This window comes from Paenibacillus tabacirhizosphaerae, from assembly GCF_040812395.1.
In the GTDB taxonomy this organism is placed as follows: domain Bacteria; phylum Bacillota; class Bacilli; order Paenibacillales; family NBRC-103111; genus Paenibacillus_E.
This window is the reverse complement of record NZ_JBFNXH010000003.1, coordinates 185311-206998: the sequence shown is the minus strand read 5'-3', so window position 1 is coordinate 206998 and position 21688 is coordinate 185311. Positions and strand designations below refer to the sequence as shown.

Annotated in this window: 21 protein-coding genes and 1 pseudogene; 18 read left to right on the top strand and 4 right to left on the bottom strand. The window is 47.7% G+C overall.

The genetic code is table 11. The annotated features are described in order from the left end of the window. Positions 1–2: 2 nt before the first annotated feature. From ABRS97_RS06700 to ABRS97_RS06690, 3 genes are read left to right on the top strand one after another with little or no spacing between them, the layout of a single operon-like run. Positions 3–716: a peptidylprolyl isomerase gene (locus ABRS97_RS06700; RefSeq protein WP_367812242.1), complete on the top strand. Its 714-nt coding sequence runs from the start codon at positions 3–5 to the stop codon at positions 714–716. 49 nt (positions 717–765) lie between these two features. Then, the gene (locus ABRS97_RS06695; protein ID WP_367812241.1) at positions 766–1509 is read left to right on the top strand and encodes an alpha/beta hydrolase; all 744 of its coding nucleotides are present in this window, start codon (positions 766–768) and stop codon (positions 1507–1509) included. Further along, positions 1433–2128, top strand: coding sequence for a YdcF family protein (locus tag ABRS97_RS06690; RefSeq protein ID WP_367812240.1), 696 nt, complete (start codon positions 1433–1435; stop codon positions 2126–2128). The genes ABRS97_RS06695 and ABRS97_RS06690 overlap by 77 nt, the downstream gene beginning before the upstream one ends. A gap of 959 nt (positions 2129–3087) precedes the next feature. Here ABRS97_RS06690 and ABRS97_RS06685 read toward each other — a convergent pair. Together ABRS97_RS06685 and ABRS97_RS06680 are read right to left on the bottom strand one after the other, a co-directional pair. Further along, a pseudogene (locus tag ABRS97_RS06685) lies at positions 3088–3957 on the bottom strand (SDR family oxidoreductase). A gap of 53 nt (positions 3958–4010) precedes the next feature. Then, the gene (locus tag ABRS97_RS06680; protein ID WP_367812238.1) at positions 4011–4793 is read right to left on the bottom strand and encodes a GNAT family N-acetyltransferase; all 783 of its coding nucleotides are present in this window, start codon (positions 4791–4793) and stop codon (positions 4011–4013) included. Between the two features lie 152 nt (positions 4794–4945). Here ABRS97_RS06680 and ABRS97_RS06675 point away from each other — a divergent pair, with 152 nt between their 5' ends. From ABRS97_RS06675 to ABRS97_RS06620, 12 genes are all read left to right on the top strand, one after another. Then, on the top strand, positions 4946–5437 hold the full coding sequence (locus ABRS97_RS06675; RefSeq protein ID WP_367812237.1) for a GNAT family N-acetyltransferase: 492 nt from the start codon (positions 4946–4948) through the stop codon (positions 5435–5437). Between the two features lie 4 nt (positions 5438–5441). Continuing rightward, positions 5442–6443 carry a lipoate--protein ligase gene (gene lplA / locus ABRS97_RS06670; protein ID WP_367812235.1) on the top strand — a complete coding sequence of 334 codons (1002 nt, stop codon included), beginning with the start codon at positions 5442–5444 and terminating at the stop codon, positions 6441–6443. Between the two features lie 23 nt (positions 6444–6466). After that, positions 6467–7096, top strand: coding sequence for a histidine phosphatase family protein (locus ABRS97_RS06665; RefSeq protein ID WP_367812234.1), 630 nt, complete (start codon positions 6467–6469; stop codon positions 7094–7096). 191 nt (positions 7097–7287) lie between these two features. Then, positions 7288–8223 carry an AAA family ATPase gene (locus ABRS97_RS06660; protein ID WP_367812232.1) on the top strand — a complete coding sequence of 312 codons (936 nt, stop codon included), beginning with the start codon at positions 7288–7290 and terminating at the stop codon, positions 8221–8223. A 167-nt stretch (positions 8224–8390) separates the two neighbouring features. Further along, the gene (locus ABRS97_RS06655; protein ID WP_367812230.1) at positions 8391–9881 is read left to right on the top strand and encodes an FTR1 family iron permease; all 1491 of its coding nucleotides are present in this window, start codon (positions 8391–8393) and stop codon (positions 9879–9881) included. A gap of 22 nt (positions 9882–9903) precedes the next feature. Beyond that, positions 9904–11112 carry an imelysin family protein gene (locus ABRS97_RS06650; RefSeq protein ID WP_367812228.1) on the top strand — a complete coding sequence of 403 codons (1209 nt, stop codon included), beginning with the start codon at positions 9904–9906 and terminating at the stop codon, positions 11110–11112. A 23-nt stretch (positions 11113–11135) separates the two neighbouring features. Beyond that, positions 11136–12410, top strand: coding sequence for an iron uptake transporter deferrochelatase/peroxidase subunit (gene efeB, locus ABRS97_RS06645; RefSeq protein ID WP_367812227.1), 1275 nt, complete (start codon positions 11136–11138; stop codon positions 12408–12410). A 181-nt stretch (positions 12411–12591) separates the two neighbouring features. Continuing rightward, positions 12592–13920 (top strand): GTPase HflX, encoded by a 1329-nt coding sequence (gene hflX, locus ABRS97_RS06640; protein WP_367812225.1) that lies wholly within the window; start codon positions 12592–12594, stop codon positions 13918–13920. Between the two features lie 32 nt (positions 13921–13952). Continuing rightward, the gene (locus ABRS97_RS06635) at positions 13953–15173 is read left to right on the top strand and encodes a methionine gamma-lyase family protein (protein ID WP_483312427.1); all 1221 of its coding nucleotides are present in this window, start codon (positions 13953–13955) and stop codon (positions 15171–15173) included. A gap of 96 nt (positions 15174–15269) precedes the next feature. Continuing rightward, positions 15270–15680, top strand: a complete 411-nt coding sequence (locus ABRS97_RS06630; RefSeq protein WP_367812221.1) for a MerR family transcriptional regulator — start codon at positions 15270–15272, stop codon at positions 15678–15680. A 123-nt stretch (positions 15681–15803) separates the two neighbouring features. After that, complete coding sequence (gene glnA, locus ABRS97_RS06625) at positions 15804–17141, top strand: type I glutamate--ammonia ligase (RefSeq protein ID WP_367812219.1); 1338 nt, start codon at positions 15804–15806, stop codon at positions 17139–17141. A 93-nt stretch (positions 17142–17234) separates the two neighbouring features. After that, the gene (locus ABRS97_RS06620; protein ID WP_367812218.1) at positions 17235–18473 is read left to right on the top strand and encodes an aminopeptidase; all 1239 of its coding nucleotides are present in this window, start codon (positions 17235–17237) and stop codon (positions 18471–18473) included. Between the two features lie 154 nt (positions 18474–18627). On the opposite strand, the gene lexA is transcribed toward ABRS97_RS06620, so the two are convergent. Then, positions 18628–19245: a transcriptional repressor LexA gene (gene lexA / locus ABRS97_RS06615; protein WP_367812216.1), complete on the bottom strand. Its 618-nt coding sequence runs from the start codon at positions 19243–19245 to the stop codon at positions 18628–18630. A 148-nt stretch (positions 19246–19393) separates the two neighbouring features. On the opposite strand from lexA, the gene ABRS97_RS06610 reads away from it, so the two are divergent. The 3 genes from ABRS97_RS06610 (at position 19394) to ABRS97_RS06600 (ending at position 20945) form a co-directional block, all read left to right on the top strand. Beyond that, a complete protein-coding gene (locus tag ABRS97_RS06610; RefSeq protein ID WP_367812214.1) occupies positions 19394–19786 on the top strand; it encodes a LysM peptidoglycan-binding domain-containing protein in 393 nt (130 codons plus the stop codon). Positions 19787–19927: 141 nt separating this feature from the next. Beyond that, on the top strand, positions 19928–20113 hold the full coding sequence (locus tag ABRS97_RS06605; RefSeq protein ID WP_367812213.1) for a DUF896 domain-containing protein: 186 nt from the start codon (positions 19928–19930) through the stop codon (positions 20111–20113). A gap of 40 nt (positions 20114–20153) precedes the next feature. Further along, complete coding sequence (locus ABRS97_RS06600; protein WP_367812211.1) at positions 20154–20945, top strand: HAD family hydrolase; 792 nt, start codon at positions 20154–20156, stop codon at positions 20943–20945. Positions 20946–21021: 76 nt separating this feature from the next. Here ABRS97_RS06600 and ABRS97_RS06595 read toward each other — a convergent pair whose 3' ends face one another. Beyond that, complete coding sequence (locus tag ABRS97_RS06595; RefSeq protein WP_367812209.1) at positions 21022–21564, bottom strand: 1,2-dihydroxy-3-keto-5-methylthiopentene dioxygenase; 543 nt, start codon at positions 21562–21564, stop codon at positions 21022–21024. Positions 21565–21688: the final 124 nt, after the last annotated feature.

Genomic DNA, 21688 nt, shown 5'->3' with positions numbered 1-21688 from the left:
AAATGAATGAGAATACGAAGAAATTGCTTCCCCTTGCCTTGCTCGGATTAACCTTGCTCGTATCTGCTTGCGGCAATAAAACAGCCGAAACAACCGGAGGCACATCTTCTCCGAAAAACGGCGCTGCCGCATCAGTATCTCCGGCTGCAACAGCATCTCCAAATACCCCGAAGCAATGGAGCAAAGCACCGGACATGACGATTGATCCGAACAAATCGTATCAAGCAGAAGTGACAACATCCAAAGGGGCGTTTACTATTGACCTTTTCGCGAAGGAAGCGCCTAAGACGGTTAACAACTTTGTTTTTCTTTCCAAAGAGGGCTTTTACGACAATGTGACGTTTCACCGTATTATCAAAACGTTCATGATTCAAACGGGAGACCCGCTTGGTACGGGAATGGGAGGCCCGGGTTACAAATTTGAAGATGAACTCAAAACTACCCATAAGTATGAGCCTGGCATTGTTGCTATGGCGAACTCCGGCAAGAATACGAACGGAAGTCAGTTTTTTATTTGCTCGGGTGCGGATTGCGCGGCTGCTTTAAACTCACATCCGAATTACTCTATTTTCGGTAAGGTTACAGACGAGGGTATGGCTACAATAACGAAGATCGCGGATACGCCTGTTCAAATGAACCCTAATGGCGGCGATTCGTCGCCAAGCATGCCAAAAGAAAAAGTAACGATTAATTCCATTGCCATTAAAGAAAAGTAGAAGATCTGCACGTTATGCCTTTGGCAGACCGAATGGGAAGGAGACCTGTATGAAACAGCCTTGTTTATTGTTCCACGGGTTCACCGGAGGTCCCTTCGAGGTGGAGCCACTGGCGCAATATTTGTTAGAACGAGGGCAGCTATGCGATGTGCCCAAACTTCCTTGGCATGGAGAAGATGCGGAAGAATTGAAAGCTTCCCGCTGGGAGGATTGGGTGCAGTCTGCTGAGCAGCATGCTCAGCGGATGACGAATCAATATGGTTCCTTTGATTTGGTCGGCTTTTCAATGGGCGGACTGCTCGCGGCTTACCTAGCTGTTCGTTATCCGGTGCGACGATTAGTGCTGTTAAATACAGCGGTCATCTACATCAGTCCCTCGCGCCTGCTGAATGTGATCCGGGAGGACTGGAGACACCAGGATCAAGATTATTTGAAAAAAGCAAAATCAACACCGCTGCGGGCCACCTGGCAGTTCACGCGATTGGTTAGGCATTTGAAGCCGGAAATAAGCAGGGTGACAGTGCCTACGTTTGTTGCTCAAGCTGAGAGAGACCAAGTCATCCATCCGCAAAGCGCGCGATACATCTACAGCAAGCTGAATGGTCATCGTGAGTTGTACTGGTGTCCGAAGTCGAAGCATCTCATTTGCCACAGTGAAGATGCCGCTGCATTATTTGATCAGGTGGGCACATTTCTGGAGAGGGATACAGTAGAAAATGATCACGAAAACGCAGCAACATCGAAATCAACGTCTTACGCATCGCCAACTCAAGGGAAAGCGCCGCTCCGGTAAAGTTTCCCTGTTCATGAACGTGCTGCGCCGTTTTATCCATTGTCTGTTGATCGCTATTCTGCTTTTAGCAGGCTGGATTGTCTACATTCAGTGGAAGGTTCAACGGGCACCTCAGCAAGCACTTCCGGGTCAAGTCGATGTCGGTATTGTGCTTGGCGCATCACTGCGTAAAGACCTGCCAAGCGGCGGGCTGCAGGAGCGGCTTGATTTGGCTGTCAGTCTGTATAACCAAGGGAAGTTTCCGCATGTGATCGTTTCCGGAGGTTTGGATCATAACGGTTCTAAGCTGACAGAAGCGGAAGGAATGCGAAATTATTTGGTGAAAAAGGGCATCCCGCAAAACCTCATCCTCCTCGAGCCTAAAGCAACGAGTACTTACGAAAATTTGCTGTTTAGCAAGCAAATTATGGATGAGCAAGGGCTTGTCAGTTCGATCATTGTAACCCATCAATACCATGGCTCACGCTCGCTTGATATTGCAGAAACAATTGGGTTGAAACAGCCTCTCGTTTCTTCCACCAAATCGGAAGTGCTGTTCATGCCTTATCATGAAGCGCGTGAAACACTCGCTTACACGAAATGGGAGTGGACGAAGTTGTGGCTGAAAGCCGGACAATAAAAAGAAAAAAGGCTGTACCTGAAACGGATTATAGATCCATGAAGGGTAGAGCCTTTTTCAATGGAATAGTTAGATCCTTGCAGAGCTAAAGCGTAAGGGATACCTATTCTAACAGAAAGCATATGTCGTTAGGTTTGTGTGTGTGTGACGAGCTCGCAGAGCGGAGAGATTCCGCACGCATCGTGTGGTACGCGCATTTGACAGGATGGACGTAGAAGATACAGAAGTGCCCTAGCTGTTTTGCCACAGCGGTTTGTAGCACCCCATGCCGCCTTGATCTTCGATAGATCGTCTTTTGTACGAGTGAGCGGAACGTAGAGGCGTTATGAGGCGGTATTTTGAGTTGTAGGGACTTTTCGCGGAACTACCGTGCGTTACGAGCAGGAAATGTTGGGTTTTGGGTTGGTGTTGGGTACATTTTCGCTCATTTAACGCACCCTAGTTCCGCTTCAGGGGGAGAAAAGAGACGTTACCGTGGAATAAGGCATCGTAGTTCCGCCGATATCGCCGTGAATAAGGAATTGGCGGTCCGGAAGTACCTCTTCCGTTTTCATGCGAAGCTTGAGGAGAAACGCGCGCCCGGGATTCGCGCGTGTTGGGAAGGCGTAATGTACTCGGAATCTTATAGGGGTGTTCATCGATAGGAATACCGAATCGAGGATCGGTTAGTTAAAAGAGTAGAAGGCAGCACAAAGTAGAACAGAAAAGCCAACCAGACATTTCCGGTTAACCTGAAAATACGAAAAGGGAATTGGTAGGGGGTGGAAAAGCGATGGCGTCCGCCTTTAAAGTCGTGTTGGCACCCTCTTTGTCCATGCAAGGAACGCGACTTTAACAGCGGTTGGAATCCCATACCCAATTCATACTTCCTTCCCCATGGCTGGATGTATGGGTTTAGACAAATACCTGAGGCACAGCCTCAGGTATTTCATATAGTGAACAATAAGGATGGAGCCGAACTAACCGTTTACGATCGTTCCTCCGTTCACGTGAATAATCTGGCCCGACATGTACGACGAATCCTCGCTCGCGAGAAACACTTAACTTGGAGCCAGCTCTTTCGGCTGCCCAGCCCGCTTCATCGGCGTATCGGAGCCGAAAACAGCGACCTCATTGGCTGTAAACGTGGAAGGGATGAGCGGTGTCCAAATCGGACCAGGCGCTACGCCGTTTACTCGGATGCCGCGCGGATTTAACTGCAACGATAATGAACGTGTGAAAGAAACAATCGCCCCCTTGGTGGAGGAATAATCAATGAGCTGCTCATGCCCGTGATAAGCGGTTATGGAAGCGGTGTTGATGATTGCGCTGCCGGGCTTCAGATGAGGCAGCGCCGCTTTCGTCAAATAGAACAAAGAGAACAGATTGGTGCGGAACGTTCGCTCCAGTTGTTCGGCTGTAATAAGTTCAATGCTGGCCTGGGGATGCTGTTCTGCCGCATTATTAACCAGAATATCGAGCTTGCCGAACGTCTTGACGGCTTGATCGATGATCTCTTTGCAGAAATTTTCATCTCCGATATCGCCGGCAACATGAAGGCATTTACGGCCCGCCTTTTCAACCTGACGGTGCGTTTCTTCGGCATCGCCATGCTCGTTTAAGTACACCAGAACGACGTCCGCTCCTTCTTTGGCATAAGCGATGGCAACCGCCTTGCCTATACCGCTGTCGCCGCCCGTAATCAAGGCGACTTTATCCTTCAGCTTCCCTGCAGCCTTATACTGCGCATCCTCGGACGCAGGCAGCGGATTCATCTGACTCTCGAGACCAGGCTGCTGATTCTGGTGCTGGGGAGGAAAAGTCGGTTTTGTTTGTGTAGCTGTCGCCATGGATAAAACTCCTTTCATCCTTACAGATTTCACTGTTAGGATGAGGCAAGTTCCTACAAATCATACTTCGTACGATAGTGATACCTGTAAAGCTTGTTGTAACCGAGGTTGCTATATAGAGAGACTGCCGGTCTGTTATCGGCCACAACCTGCAAATATTGCGAAGAGGCGCCATTTTCTATGCTCCAAGCCGTCATCGCATGCAGCAGCGCATAGCCAAATCCACGGCCTCTATAGGCTTCATTGACTACAACATTTACAAAGCCCGCCAAGCTATCCTCAACAATGGCGGTTCCGAGCGCAACCGTCTGATTCTCGTATACCAACTTAAGGAACCCTTTTGGCGTTGGCATCCGTTCTAGCAAATCGGCATAAAATGTTCTCCGCAAAGGAGGGAACTGCTCCAATTGCATAAACGCGTCCAGCCAAGCCGTATCCGCATGGTTGGCCCAAACAATGTCAACTGCTTCCGGATTCTTGCTTGCCATGGCTTGCGAAGCCCTTTGTTTGACTTCTTCGCAATCTGCCGTCATGAGGAAGCAGGGAAATTCAATAGCATAGCCCTCAGCTTCAAGAATGGCATCGAGACCTTCAGGCGATGCGCCGCTTACATGATAGAGAGCCGGCAAGCCGAGCGCTTGATAGTGCGCTTCGATCTGATGCAACCAGTCAGGGGATTTAGGGTAATCGCCTATAGCTAGGACGCTGTTTGCCCGTTTGGTGATGCCTTTCGAAGAACGGAGCTGCCAGTGTTCGAAGGTGCCAGTTGCTTCTGCCGGCCACGTATTCGCAGCAATGGCATCTAAGTAGATAAAGTGTTCATGAGTTGCTTTCATCTCAAATAAGTCCTCCTGTCATGGGAATAATACAAATAAATATACATAATTATGCATAAAAATACAATATGACAAAGTGGAAAAATCGCCTTATTTGCGGTAAGCTAGGAAGAAGCTAACATTTGTTGAGATGAAAGGAAGGCTACCTTGCCTTGAATTATACGATCAGAATCGCGCAGGCTCAAGATTACGAGGCCGTGAATGCCATTGTCCGAGTCGGACAAGTCGAACATGCGGAGGCGCTGCCGACGATATTTGCCGAACTGGATCGTGTCGTCGCGATGGGCTGGTATCGCAGCTTCTCGGATGCAGTTAACAAAGTCATTCTCGTTGCCGAGTGCGAAATAGGCATTGTTGGTGTTTCCATGCTGGAACTGAAAAAAAGCGCCCCTTATGATGCGCTTGTTCCGCGCACCTATGCGCATTTGAACGAGCTGGCAGTTGCGCCAATGAGTAGGAGTCAGGGAGTTGGTACAAAGCTGTATACAGCTTCGCTGCAATGGGCACAAGAACGCGGTGCTTCCTCCTTGGAGCTGAACGTATGGGAGTTCAATGAACGTGCAATCGCCTTTTACGAATCTTTAGGCATGAGTACCTTACATCGAACCATGTCCATTGAGCTATTAACCTCTAAAGGAGAATAATACGATGCTATTTATACATAACGAAGGGATAACAGATCCTAGAATTAATCTGGCCATTGAAGAATACGCCTTAAGGCAGCTGCCAGCTAACGAAAGTTACCTGCTCTTTTATATCAATGAGCCGTCGATTATTATCGGCAAGAACCAGAACACAGTCGAAGAAATCAATCCGGAGTATGTGAAGGAACAGGGCTTGCACGTTGTGCGCCGGCTATCGGGAGGCGGAGCCGTGTATCACGATCTGGGCAACCTGAATTTCAGTTTCATTACCAAAGATGACGGCAACTCTTTTCATAATTTCCAAAAGTTTACGGAGCCTGTCGTGGCTGCGCTGCGCAAGCTTGGCGTTGAAGCAGCTTTATCCGGTCGAAATGATATTCAAGTCGGCGAACGCAAAATTTCCGGAAATGCGCAGTTTGCTACGAAAGGGAGAATGTTCTCCCACGGAACGCTGCTGTTTGATTCGGAGATTGAGAGCGTCGTCTCAGCGCTGAAAGTTAACCCCGATAAGATTCAGTCAAAAGGTATTAAATCGATCCGCAGCCGGGTTGCGAACATTGCTGAATTCCTTGATGAGCCGATTACGATTGAAGCTTTCCGCAAGAAGCTGCTTGAGTCCATCTTTGACACGGAGGAAGATCGTGTTCCTCAGTATAAGCTGACTGCGGAGGATTGGAGCCGCATTCAAGCGCTGTCCAAGGAAAGGTATCAGAACTGGGACTGGAACTATGGCAAATCACCGAAGAGCACCGTTCAGAACTCCAAGCGCTTTGAAGGCGTAGGCTCTTTGGACGTGCGTCTGGATATCGAAGAAGGACATATAAAGAATTTAAAGATTTATGGCGACTTTTTTGGCGCGCATGACGTATCGGAACTTGAAGATGTGGTTCGCGGTGCGAGATATGAAGAGAAGGCAATTCGCGAGCGTTTATCAGACATCGAATTGCGTAAGTATTTCGGAGCGCTTGATGTAGATGCGTTGATAGCATTGCTGATGTTAACTTGAGGCTTGTTGGGGGAGGATAACGTATGACGAAACTGTACCTGATCAGGCATGGGGAAACCGAGTGGAATGTGGAGCACAGGATGCAGGGGCATGCTGACTCTCCGCTATCGCCATTAGGCAGAATGCAGGCTGTATGGCTTGCCGACTCGTTGGGTGCCGTCCCTTTCGATGTAATTTGTGCCAGCAGCAGCGGTCGGGCGCTGGAAACGGCTCATATTGTGAAAGGCCGGCGTGAGCTGGTTATCCAGCCGTCCGACCATTGGCGGGAAATGAATTTGGGAGCATGGGAAGGCCGGATTGCTGAGGAGATTAAACAGGAAGAAGCGGAAAGGTTTCATGCCTTTTGGAACCATCCTCACTTATATAAGCCTCAAATTGGCGAATCTTATGCGGACTTGCAGGCGCGAGTGCTGCCTGAGCTGCAGCGGCTGTTGGATGACCATAGGGGAAAGACGATAGCTCTCGTATCTCATACGGTTACACTGAAGGTGATTATGGCTCATTTTGAGCAAAGAGCATTAGCTCAGCTTTGGAACCCTCCTTATTTTCATCCAACCTGCTTAAGTCTTGTGGAGTGGAATGCAGGCAATCCGCGCATTGTGCTTCACGGCGATACCTCGCATTTCCAGGAAGAAGATGCGTTTGGATTTTGACATCAATGAATGTAAACGATTTCCCGGGTAAACGCATAAATCGACACGAGATGCCGCTGCAGGCAATGATGTATACCGAGTAAAGGTTCGCAATCCGGAAGTCGTCTCTACCTCTTGAAGGTCGGTCTAAATTTTACGTAAACCGCGTAGGATGGAGTGATAACAACCAACAAGTAAACGAGGTGATCCTCATGAGTGGTCGAAGCCTGCCATCGAGACAAATCAACATAGTGTTGCGGCAACCGGAGCTGGGCGCCTCGACTATGGCTGATAGCGAGCCACAATTGGCAGGAAAGCGGACACCGCAGGATGGTCCGTTATCTGACATTTTTAAAGAGTTGAACCAAATGATAGGTCTCGATAATGTCAAAGAACTGGTGCACGAAATTTACGCCCTGCTGCAAATTTCTCAATTCCGCACGGAGGCGGGGCTGCTTAGCAACGCGCATGTGTACCATATGATTTTCAAAGGAAGCCCTGGCACTGGCAAAACAACAGTAGCCCGTTTAATGGGACGCATGTTTCATGCCATGGGCGTGCTAAGCAAAGGACACTTTATAGAAGTGGAACGTGCAGATCTCGTAGGCGAGTATATCGGGCATACCGCGCTGAAGACGCGAGAACTGATGAAGAAGGCCATGGGCGGCATTCTCTTTATCGATGAGGCATACAGCTTGGCACGGGGCGGAGATAAGGATTTCGGCAAGGAGTCGATCGACGCGCTGGTGAAAGGCATGGAGGATAAGAAGAACGATTTTATTTTGATCCTTGCAGGCTATAGCGAGGAGATGGAACAGTTCTTGTCCACCAATCCCGGACTGCCCTCCCGGTTTCCTATTCAGGTGGATTTTGAAGATTATCCTATCGAGCAGCTCATTCAAATTACGGAACTTATGGCTAAGGATAGGGAATACGTGCTGCTTCCGCAGACGATTGCCAGATTGAAGCAGCATCTGATGGAGGAAAAGGCAGCAACTTGGCGGGCATTCAGCAATGCGAGATACGTTCGCAACATTCTCGAGAAATCGATGCGTCATCAAGCTGTTAGGCTGCTAAGCCAATATGTAAATCCACCTTCTAAACTGGAACTCATGTCCATTCGTCCGGAAGATTTGAAAATGAAATGAATCCTGAAGCTGTTCAACTCCAATCGTTGAATGGCTTTTTTTATTTCTATAAAAAGAATTGACAGATTGGCGCATCTGAGTAAAATAGACAGAGTGGTCAGTGATAATGATTATCAATATTGATTCTAAATAACGATGATTTCAGTCTACATAGGGATTGGTGATGTATGAAAAAAGTTCTAATTATTGGATGGATTGCGCTGCTGATGCTGTTTTCGCTCCCCTTAGCGGCGGGAGCGGCGGCAGAGGATGATTTAAAGAAGGCGGATGCAGTTATTGGGCAAGCGATACAAGCGGCTGAGAATGGAAAGCTGGACGAGGCTTCCAAGTTGTTTGAATCCTTTCAAACGGATTGGCTTACCTATGAGGAAGGCATTAAGGTAAAATCATTGGCGGCTTATCAAAAAATTGAATCCGCAATGGGTGAAGTATCCTTTACAACGTTAAAGCAGCCTATCGATCAAGCTAAATTAGTTGCCACTCTGAAGCAGCTCCATGAGCTGAATGAAACATTCATCAGCGGTAAATTGGACGCTTTTGGAGAGGTGAGCAAAAGCGATGAAGTCGTGACGATCGCCTCACTTGTCGCATTATTGGACAAAGCGGCAGATCAGTTGAAGCACAATGATATCAATGGCGCCAAAGCCAACGTTCAAACGCTTCGCAGCTCCTGGCTTCAAATCGAGGGCATCGTGCTCACACAATCGTCAGTGGTGTATGCTTCGATGGAAAGAGATATGGTTACGGCTTATGCGCAGTTATCGGCTGATCCCGTTCAATCGAGCGAAGCCGCAAGCACGGTACAACGCATGCACGCTGCACTTGAACCGTTAGCGGCAAAAACCAGCTATACGATGCTGGATGCCACCACGATTTTGCTGAGAGAAGGTCTTGAGGCGCTGCTTGTCATTATAGCTTTACTCGGATTTCTCAATAAATCAGGGCATGGCGATAAGAAACAATGGATTTGGTATGGCGTTGGCGGTGGCCTTCTGGTTAGTCTCGCGCTGGGTATTGTTGTTCAGCAATTGTTTTCGACTAGCGCATTCGGAAATAATAATTTCTTGATAGCAGGTTGTACGGGCATATTTGCTGCAGTCATGCTGCTTTACATGAGCTACTGGCTGCATAGCAAATCTAGTGTTTCCAACTGGCAAACTTACATCCGGAACCAAAGTGTAAAGGCGCTGGCGACAGGCAGCTTGTTTTCACTAAGCTTATTGGCTTTCTTGGCAGTGTTCAGGGAAGGAACGGAAACGGTTCTATTTATGATCGGAATGGCATCTTCTATCTCCATTGGTTCCTTGCTTGGCGGGATTGGTATTGGGGTTGTGCTGCTGATTATTGTTGCGTTCCTAATCCTTAAGATTGGCCTGCGCATTCCGATGCGTCCATTTTTCCTTATATCCAGCTTTTTCGTTTTCTATCTTTGCTTCAAATTTGCCGGCATGGGGGTTCATGGATTGCAACTTGCAGGTTATTTGCCGGCGACGACAGCTTCCTGGCTGCCTAGCTGGGATGCAATAGCGCTATATCCTACGCTCGAAAGTGCCATTCCTCAGCTTGTTTTACTCGTATCTGCATTATTCGCTGTTTTATGGGATCGACGAAAAACCGTACAATTTCGGAAATCCGCATTAACTATAAAAGAAAATTAAAAAAAACGGGGGAAACCATATCATGACAAAACGTCAACAATTAATCGTTCTAACTGCCGCACTAGCGCTCGTCGTTGCAGGCTGCAGCAAAGCAGCAACACCTGCTCCGACTACATCAGCAGCTCCGGTAGAAAGCCAGACTCCGAATGTGGGAAAAGTGCCGGCCAAAGATGGCGCAGCCTCCTTACTTAAAACCGTCGATGAACTGAAAAATCAATTGAGCGCTAAAAAAGTAACTGATCCGAAAAAACAATCCGCAGCGCTCGAAGACGGATGGGCAAGCTTTGAAGATGAAGTAAAAGTGAAATACCCTGATCTCTATGTGAAAGTAGAGAAATTCCTGACTCCGCTGGAAGCAGGCTTAAACCAAGCTAAACTCGACAACGATCTGCTGACGCAGCTGAATGACGGCTTGAAAGGTGCAGTAGGCGAACTCAGCACTTCACTAAATGAAAATAAAGGTGCGGTAAACGCTGCGGCGATTTCCGCTTCCAAAGAGCTGCAAGAGGCAACCAAAGCGTATAATCAGTATGTGCAAGATCAAGGGAAGCAACTGGTAACTTTGCTGGAGCAGCTCAATACGGCAGTGAAAAGCGGCGATTTGAAAAAGGCGCAAGAAACTTATGTACAGTCACGTATGCCTTATGAGAGAATAGAACCTGTTATTGAGAAATTCGCAGAATTAGACGGCGTCATGGATGCTCGCGTGGATGATTTCAAAAACGAGGATGATCCTGAATTTACGGGCTACCACCGCATTGAACACCTTCTGTTTGTGAAAAAAAATGTGAAGGACGCAGAGGCTTTTGCGGCGCGACTTCTTGAAGACGGTAAGAAAATGCAAAAAGAAATAGCGGCGACAAACATTGAAGCAACCGATTTTGTGACAGGTGTAGGCGAGCTGATGGAAGAGGCGCAAGCTTCGAAAATTACCGGTGAAGAAGAACGCTGGAGCGGAGCCACGGTTCCTGTTATCCGTGCAAACGTAGAAGGCGCTCAAGAAATATATAACCTCGTTAAAGGCGAGCTGAATAAGAAAGATGCAGCCTTGGATGAAAAAATAAGCAAGAGCTTAACTGCAGTTATTGAGACGATGAACACCTTGTCTCCTGCTGGAAATACGTGGAACGATTTCGGTAAAATCGAACAATCCAAACAAATTGATTTGAAAAATAAACTGGAAGCTTTGGCAGAACCGTTAGTGAAAATGCCAGGGACACTAGGCCAATAATAAATTAAAGGGGGAACAACGGAATGGCGGATAAAATGAATCGTCGTGCCTTTCTGGGGATGACAGCGGCAGGGGCAGCCGGAATCGTGCTGGGTGATTTGCTTGGTAAAGCGCAGAATACGTCACCAGCCGACACGAAGCCTGAATCGGTAGCTTCAGCAGCTTCCGCAAACGAGACGATTTCCTTTTATGGGACTCATCAGTCCGGCGTTGTTACTCCGCAACAAAATTTCGCGAATGTAGCTGCGTTTGATGTAACAACGACGAATGTGAAGGAATTGCAGGAGCTTTTACTTACTTGGACCGAGATGGCGGCAACATTAATGGAGGGCAAGCCGTTAGCTGCAGAGCCGCAGCCGGGGAAATTCCCGCCTGAAGACACTGGTGAACAAATCGGTTTAAACACGGGCAAATTAACATTAACCTTCGCTGTAGGCGCAAGCCTGTTCGTGAAAGATGGAGTTGACCGCTTTGGCTTGCGTTCACACAAGCCTGAAGGCCTGACAGAAATGCCGATCTTCCACCAGGATTCGTTGCAGGATCAGTTGACGCACGGTGACATCGTTGTTCAAGCCTGTGCGGACGACCCTATGATTTGTTTCCATGCGATACGCAACCTGTCAAAGGCAGCCCGTGGAAAAGCCCATCTGCGCTGGCAGCAAACAGGTCAGCTAGGCGTGAAATCAGAGGGGACGAAGCGAAATTTGTTCGGATTCAAAGACGGCACGAATAACCCAGCGCTGAGCGATGAGAATTTTATGAAAAACAACGTCTGGGTCGATGCGGCTGACGGTGCCTCATGGCTAGCCGGAGGCAGTTACATGGTGGTCCGCCGCATTAATATGCGGATTGAAACCTGGGACCAACAGCCTTTTTCCGATCAAGAAAGCATTATTGGCCGGCAGAAAGTGAGCGGTGCGCCGTTGGATGGTGCGAAAGAATCCGATCAACCGAATTTCGCAGGGGATGAGAAGGGTGAGAAGACGGCACTAGACTCACACATTCGTTTATCGAACCCTCGCACAGGCGAGAATTCGGAGAGAGAGCGTATTTTACGCCGCGGCTATAATTTTATGGAAAATCTTGATGCGGTCGGCCGTATGAATGCTGGGCTCCTATTCGTATGCTATAACCGTAATCTCCAGACGCAGTTCGAGTCGATTCAGAAGCGACTGACAAATCCGAAGATGCCGGATAAAATGCTGACCTACACACAAACAACTGGCGGCGGATACTTTGCCGTATTACCTGGTGTAACGGCAAAAGGATCTTATCTCGGACAAAGCTTGTTTGGGTAATAGGGCAGGAACAGAACCGATAGACCTTTGGTCTTTCGGTTTTTTTACGTGCCCGAGGAGCACATCGATATAACGAATTTTTCCTGAGGCGCAAATTGACTTTCCCTTGTTTTTCCTCCACAATGATGGTGGGTTATGCCCAATTCGCTTTGAGTTTGAGTTCGACCAAAGGAGCCTATAGATGAAAACAACTTCACATATTGTAGAAAGTGAAATTCAAGACCGAGCCGTGCTTGTCTCACTCATTACCCAGAAACAAAAGAAGAACGAGCAATTGGCTGAATACTCGCTTCAAGAGCTGGTTAAGTTAGCTGAAACGGCCGGTGTTCTCGTACTGGAAACAATGACTCAGAACAAGGAGTCCGCAGATACCAAATGGTTTATAGGCAAAGGTAAAGTCGAAGAGTTGAAGCTGCGGATCGAAGAGCTCGGAGGAAACACGGCTATTTTCGATCAGGAGCTGTCGGGTGCCCAAGTCCGCAATCTGGAGGCGGCGCTCGATGTGAAAATCATTGACCGTACGCAATTGATTTTGGACATTTTCGCCCAACGCGCTAAAACGCGGGAGGGCATTATCCAAGTGGAGCTCGCGCAGCTCAGTTACCTGCTTCCTAGGCTGTCGGGACAAGGCAAGAACTTGTCTAGGCTGGGTGGCGGAATCGGGACGAGAGGTCCCGGGGAGTCGAAGCTGGAAACCGATCGCAGGCACATTCGGGGACGGATTGATGAGTTGAAGGCACATCTCGAAGAAGTCGTGCGCCATCGTACGCTGCATCGCGAACGGCGCAAAAAGACCGGTGTCTTCCAGGTTGCGCTCGTCGGTTATACGAATGCCGGGAAATCAACGCTGCTCAAGCAATTGACACAGGCGGACGTTTATATTGAAAATCAATTGTTTGCCACATTGGATCCAACTTCGAGGACGATGGAGCTGCCTAGCGGCAAAGAAATTGTAATTACAGACACCGTTGGTTTTATTCAAAACCTGCCCCATGATCTGGTCGCTTCGTTCCGCGCCACATTGGAGGAATCCAACGAGGCGGATCTGATTCTGCACGTGGTCGACTCCTCAACAGATATGCGCAATGAACAAATGCGCGTTGTCTCGAAGGTACTTGAGGAGCTTGGCGCACATCAGAAAGAGCAGCTTACGGTATTTAACAAAATTGATCTTTGCACGCAAGAAGAAAAGGAAATGCTTTCAACGGAAGGCGACTTTTTGAAAATTAGTGCCTATGCCGAAGGCGATTTGGAGACCCTGCGTCTTGCCATTCAGGAGAAACTGATGGGAGAAAGCAAGAATTTCCGGATTCCTGCCGAGAAAGGCGATATGATTTCACTCATATACCGGATTGGCGATGTGCTGTCCAATGAAGTTGACGGCGAAGACATGCTGTTTCAAGTTCGCGTAAATAAAGACGATTACGAGAAAATGGGTTACCTGCTTGCCGCTTACGATCAGCAGCGCGTGCAGCAAGATGTTGAAGATGGCAAGGGAGAGAATTATTAATCATGCAATTCGGGGAAAAAGTAATGGGAATTATGGAAAGCGCTGAGAGAACAGTAGAGAGCGCTTTTCGGCAAATCGAGAAAACAATCGATCTCAATCAATGGAAAGTTATTAGCGCTTTCCAGAAGCATAAGGTTAGTGATTACCACTTCGCTTCGTCAACAGGATATGGCTACAATGATCGCGGCAGAGAAGTGCTTGATCTCGTGTATGCGGATGCAATGGGGGCTGATGCGGCTTTAGTGCGCCCTCACTTCGTATCGGGCACGCATACGATCGGGACTGCGCTATTCGGTGTGCTGCGCCCAGGCGAACATCTACTTTACATAACGGGTAAGCCCTATGATACCCTTCACAAAGTGATCGGTAAGCCGGGTGATGGCACCGGATCGCTGCAGGACTTCGATATTGCTTATAGCGAGGTTGCCCTGACCGAGGAGGGCGCGCCGAACTGGCCCGCAATTGCGGCTGCCATTCAGCCGAACACAAAGGTGATCGGCATCCAGCGCTCACGGGGCTATTCGTGGCGCCCGTCCTTCACAATCGAACAAATCGGCGAGATGGTCCGATTCGTGAAGGAACTGAACCCATCCGTGATCGTCTTCGTCGATAACTGCTATGGGGAGTTCACCGAGCCGCAAGAGCCGACGCAGGTCGGCGTTGATTTGATGGCCGGCTCGCTTATCAAGAACCCCGGCGGCGGCATCGCGCCGTCCGGGGGCTACATTGCCGGACGGCGCGACCTCGTCGAGCTCGCCGCTTACCGATTGACCGCCCCCGGCATTGGGGGCGAAGTCGGGGCTATGCTCGGCGCGACGCGGAGCATGTTTCAAGGGCTATTCCTTGCCCCGCATCTAGTGGGGCAAGCCGTCAAGGGATCGGTCTTCGCCGCCGCGGTGTTTGAAGAGCTGGGCTTCGAGAGCCATCCGCGCTGGCAGGACCAGCGAACGGATCTCATTCAGGCGATCCGCTTCACGTCCGCGGAGCACTTGATCACGTTCGTGCAGGGCATCCAGAAGGCGGCTGCCGTCGATTCGCACGTCGTGCCGGAGCCTTGGGAGATGCCCGGATATGAGCATCCGGTCATTATGGCCGCCGGCACGTTCATTCAAGGCGGCAGCCTGGAATTGTCGGCCGACGCCCCAATCCGCGAGCCTTACATTGCTTACATGCAGGGTGGATTAACTTACTCCCACTGCAAGTTAGGCGTGCTGACCGCCATCCAACATATGGTGGATAAGGGATTAGTCTGAAAAAAAGTAACTGTAAACAAACCTAACACTCCTTGACACTTATTTGTTACGAAGGTACAATAAGGGTGAGGTACTTATGGACCAGGAGTGATTAGCATGAGTGATGATATACGTAGAAATATGGCGTTATTCCCGATCGGCATTGTAATGAAGCTGACAGATCTAACAGCGAGGCAGATTCGCTATTACGAACAACACGAACTCATTATACCGGCGAGAACGTCAGGCAATCAGCGGTTGTACTCGTTTAATGACGTAGAACGGCTGCTCGAAATTAAAGATCTAATAGAAAAAGGCGTGAATATCGCCGGTATCAAGCAGGTGCTCTTACCGGTCGATAAGGATTCGGAAGATGCTACCATTATTAATGAGCATACGGAAGTAAAACGGAAAGAACTCTCCGAGACCCAGCTGCACAAGATCTTGAAACAACAGCTGATCGGCGGAGGCAAACGACCTGGTCAAGTTTCGCTGATTCAAGGCGAGCTATCCCGATTTTTCAAGTAGATAGAGTATAAGATGTATACCTTTGCTTCACATCTACCTGACAAACACGCTCGTTCCTGAAGGACGAAGAGGCGTTTATCCTTGGTATTACGAAAGCGTTTTTAATTTGAGAGGAGAATGTTCGTGGGTCACAATCCGTATAACAAAGAAGATATCCTGCGCATTGCCAAAGAAGAGAACGTTCGTTTCATTCGCTTGCAATTCACTGATTTGATGGGCAGCGTCAAAAACGTTGAAATTCCTTTCAGTCAACTGGAAAAAGCTTTGGATAACAAGATGATGTTTGACGGTTCATCGATTGAAGGCTACGTGCGTATTGAAGAATCTGATATGTACTTGTATCCTGATTTAAGCACTTGGGTTATTTTCCCTTGGGTTACTGAGAGCAAAGTTGCACGTTTAATCTGTGACATTTATTTGCCAGACGGCAGGCCTTTCCCTGGCGATCCGCGCGGAATTTTGAAAAAAGCGCTTAAGGAAGCCGAGGAAATGGGCTACACAGCAATGAACGTGGGTCCGGAGCCTGAGTTTTTCTTGTTCAAAACGGATGAGAAGGGCAACCCGACCGCGGAGCTTAACGACCAAGGCGGTTATTTCGACCTCGCGCCTATGGATCTTGGGGAAAACTGCCGCCGCGATATCGTGTTAACGCTTGAAGAAATGGGCTTCGAAATTGAAGCATCCCATCATGAAGTAGCACCTGGCCAACACGAAATCGATTTTAAATATGCAGATGCGATTACAGCGGCTGACCAAATCCAAACATTCAAGCTAGTGGTTAAAACAGTTGCCAGACAGCATGGACTTCATGCAACTTTCATGCCGAAGCCGCTCTTTGGAATGAATGGGTCAGGTATGCACTGTCACCAATCGCTATTCAAAGGCGAAGAGAATGCATTTTATGATGAAAGCGATAAGTTAGGATTAAGTACTGTTGCCAGACATTATATGGCTGGTGTTCTGCGTCATGCCCGCTCTTTTGCAGCGATTACGAACCCAACTGTTAATTCATATAAGCGTCTTGTGCCTGGTTACGAAGCTCCATGCTACGTCGCATGGTCAGCTAGCAACCGCAGCCCAATGATTCGTATACCGGCATCCCGCGGCCTGAGCACACGTGTAGAAGTGCGTAACCCGGATCCAGCGGCAAATCCTTATCTAGCATTGGCTGTTATGCTTGCGGCAGGATTAGACGGTATTAAAAACAAAATGCAGCTGCCACCGCCTACAGACCGCAATATTTACGTGATGAGCGAAGAAGAGAGAGAAGAACAAGGCATTCCTAGCTTGCCTCTGAACTTGAAACAAGCATTGGAAGAGATGATCCGCGACGACGTTGTTTGTGACACGCTGGGAGAACATGCTTTAGCACATTTCTACGAACTCAAAGAGATCGAATATGATATGTACCGTACGCAAGTGCATCAGTGGGAAAGAGATCAATATTTATCTTTGTATTAAAATCAGGATATCAAGTAGATAAGAAAAGCCTGTTAGCTGTCATGGATGCCCTATCCTGCGCTAATGGGCTTTTTCATACAGGAGAGATGATATGTGGAAAAATTTTCTGTACAGTTAGAGAAGTACGCAGAGCTTGTCATTAAGATCGGAGTCAATTTGCAGAAGGGCCAAGATCTGATGATCGAATCACCTATGGAATCTGTTGCCTTAACCAGGCTTATTGTTCAGAAAGCTTATGAAGCGGGTGCTGGTTTTGTTCAGGTGCATTGGTCGGACGACATCATCACTCGCAGTCGATTTGAATACGGCTCTGACGAGGTGATCGATTATTATCCAGAGTGGTATGCAAGTATGTTGGAACGCTTTGTGGAAAATTGCGGAGCACTTCTGCATATAAAAGTGCCAGATCCGGATCTATTTAAGGGAATTGATTCTACACTTATTTCAAGAGCTTCCAAAACGGCGGCTACTGCGCGCAAAACGTATCAGCATTACGTTCGCACCAGCAAGTTCAGTTGGTGTCTGATCAAAGCTCCGACACAAGCTTGGGCGTCCAAGGTTTTTGCCGAGCTTCCTGAAGAACAGCGCGTGGATGCAATGTGGGATGCTATATTCCGGATGAATCGCGTGTATGAGGAAGATCCTGTGGCTGCATGGCGTAAGCACCTTAAGCAATTGCAGCGGGTGCGCGAGGTGCTGAATACTAAGAATTATGCTGCGCTCCATTATCGGGCGCCAGGCACCGATCTGCGTGTAGAGCTGCCGGAAGGGCATATTTGGCTGGGCGGCGATAAAGGAAATGAGAGGGGAATTCGTTTCGTAGCCAACATGCCGACCGAAGAAGTGTTTACTATGCCGAAGAAGACGGGCGTCAACGGCACGGTCTCGAGTACGAAGCCATTGAATATTAATGGGGCTATTGTAGATAAGTTCTCGTTTTCATTCGAAAATGGCAAAGTGGTCGATTATGCCGCTGAAATCGGATATGAACATTTGGATAACTTGATGAACATGGATGAAGGGAGCCGTTATTTGGGCGAGGTTGCGCTTGTTCCGTACGACTCGCCGATTTCGAATATGAATCGGATCTTCTATAATACAGGAATCGATGAGAATGCCTCCTGTCATCTCGCATTGGGCAGCTGTTATCCGACTAACTTGACGAACGGGGCCAAATTATCCAGAGATGAGTTGGATAAAAGGGGCGGGAACACTTCGTTAATTCATGTTGATTTTATGATTGGATCGGCTGATATGGAGATTGATGGCGTGCTCAGTAGCGGGGATGCGGAGCCTGTGTTTCGCAAGGGGAACTGGGCTTTGTTGTTTTAGTTGCGGCGACTCCATTTATTAACCTACGTTCAAAATGGTCGCATGCTGCCTGTCTTCACAAAACCAGATGGATAGTTTTAAACAAAGAACCGTAGGCTACTGACCTGCGGTTCTTTGTTTTTCCATATGTATGAATAATGAAGGATACGAATTGCTACATGTCGCGGAACAAGCCAATAACACGCCCGAGAATTGTAACATGCTTCAGAAGAATCGGTTGAAGTGCGGAATTCTCTGGCTGAAGACGAATGTGATCTCTTTCTTTGTAAAAGCGTTTCACTGTTGCTTCATCGTCTTCAGTCATTGCAACGACGATATCACCGTTATTCGCTGTCTGCTGCTGCTTGACGATGACATAATCGCCATTGTGAATGCCAGCTTCAATCATACTATCTCCCATGACACTTAGCATAAATACGTTGTTATCGCCGACCAAGTGAGAAGGGAGCGGGAAGTAATCTTCAATATTTTCTGTAGCTGTAATTGGTACGCCGGCAGTTACTTTACCGACTAGAGGTACACGTGCCACGGAGTGTGCGAAGTTGCTTTCACTCCCATCCAGCCCTAAGATTTCTATTGCGCGAGGCTTAGTAGGGTCACGACGGATGAGTCCTTTCTTCTCCAAGCGTTCCAGATGTCCATGCACCGTAGAGCTGGAAGCAAGACCAACAGCTTCTCCGATTTCTCTAACAGAAGGCGGGTACCCCTTATCTTTCACTTCATTCTTAATGAATTCCAAAATAGCTTGTTGTCGTTGCGAAATCTTGCTCAATAGTTATCACTCCAATTATGGTAATCATTATCCAAAGTATAACATAGAACCCGAGTTCGTACAAACATAAGTTCGAGAAAATAGGTTGACTCAAACATGTGTTCGTGTTAATCTAAGAACAGAACAAATGTTTGGGGGATGAATTTATATGTACATGGCCTATTCTGATACGCACACTACACTTACACCTCATAGATCTCAACACACAATGGATCGTCTGAAATCAACTACGAAACACATAAGAAAGCTGTTCGTCTTTCTTTTGTTTATCACTATACTTGGCATTGTATTTTCTTGTGGGGCTATCGTACAAGCCTATGCGGGAGAAGGGCAGCCTGCTGTCGCTTCAAAAGGGGAAGTGCTCGTGAAGGCGAAAACGAATGATCAGATTGTCATCCAACGTGGAGATACGCTATGGGGGATAGCATCCTCGCATATGGCCAAGGGAGAGAACATTCGTTCTTATATCGATAAGATCTACGTAATCAACCATTTACAATCGAGTACACTTCATGAGGGTCAGGTTCTAGTGCTTCCTTAAAGAAGAATGACGTCTATATCGTTTGCGAGGAATCAGAGGCATGGGTTTGTTCCCATGTCTCTTTTTGTTAGCCTTCTTGACAATCCTTTAGGAGGATGGCAAAGTAGTATTCATATTGAAATTTGGACAGGGAGGACAATCATGAGCGACAGCATGGAGCAGACGATAGAGCGGATTAATGAGCTTGCTCGCAAAGCGAAAACTGCGGGACTTACAGATGCGGAAATCGATGAACGCAATGAGTTGCGAAAAAAGTACATAGATGCATTTCGAGGCAACCTTAAAGTTCAACTGGATTCCATTAAATTCACAGATGAAGAACAATAATATGTTCATATAGAAACAGCATTCAAAGGGGAAAATAATAATGACATTGAAAGCCGTATTGTTTGATTTGGATGATACTCTATTGTGGGATGACCGCAGCGTGAAGGAAGCGTTCGAGGCAACTTGTGCGGAGGCTGCCAAACACGTTAATGTGGAACCGGAGGCTTTGGAAGCAGCGGTTCGGCAAGAAGCTCGCGCTTTATATGAGACGTTTGACACATTTCCATTTACGAAAATGATCGGAATCAATCCGTTCGAAGGACTATGGGCGAACTTTACACAAGGCGAGGATGAGAATTTCCGCAAGCTGCAGAAGCTTGCTCCCGGCTACCGTACAGAATCATGGACACGCGGATTGCGCGCACTTGGCATTGAAGACCGCGAGCTCGGCTTCACGCTTGGCGAATTGTTCCCGGCTGAACGTCGCAAACGCCCACTAGTTTATGAGGAAACATTCCGGGTATTGGATACACTGAAAGGCAGCTATCAACTACTGTTGCTGACTAATGGCTCTCCTGATTTGCAAAAGGAAAAACTTGCAGGCGTTCCTGAGATTACAGGATACTTTGATCATATCGTTATTTCCGGCGAGTTCGGGGAGGGTAAACCCGCAGCATCGATTTTCCATCATGCGATGTCTTTGCTGGGTATCGAGGCTCATGAAGGCATCATGATCGGAGACAAGCTTACGACAGACATTCTAGGTTCCGGTAGCGTAGGCATGAGCAATATTTGGATTAACCACCATGGATTGCCGCGCGGGGAAGAAATCGTTCCTGTTTATGAAGTAAGCCGACTACAGGAGATTCTTCCAATTATTCATAATGGCTAAATGGATAAGCAAAAAAAGCCCAACGACTTATCAGGATCACTCCTGTGCCGGTGGGCTTTTTTTAATAGATTGATATTTAAGCTTTGATAAATTCAGGATCTTCTACGTTGTATGCGACCCAACCATCTTTCTCAATGAAGAGGCGAACAGCGACAATCTCACGATTCTCCATCAAAGTGAAGAAATGATTCGTGTTCTCAGGCACGGAAATAACATCGCCTGGCTCCAGCTCGACGTCGAAGTAGCCGACTTCGCCTTCCGATTTAATAATGAAAATGCCTTTGCCCGAAACAATAGCACGAATTTCATCTTCGGTGTGCGTGTGCACTTGCTCGAATTTCTTAAGCAACTCTTCGATATTTGGTGTCGCGTCGGAAAGGGAAATGACATCCCAAATCTCATATCCGCGTCTCGCAGCCAAATCGCGAATTTCTGGTTCATAGGTGCTTACGATTTGAGCCTTTTCTTCATCGCTTAGAACGAATTTCTCGCGAAGGGCTTCAGGAAGCTTCGTCGGATCCCAGTGTTCGTATACGACATTTTGACTATCCAGAAAGGCTTTAACCTGATCTTCGCCTTCAATGCGCTCGTTCGTATTGCGAATTCGTATTTGAGCCATGTTACATCCCTCTTTCTAAGTAAATATATAAGTATTATAGTAGAAAATAAGCGGCATGTCGATGGATTGGAATAAGAAAATCCGAGATATCCCATAGGAAATATTGATAATTCAAAATCTTTTC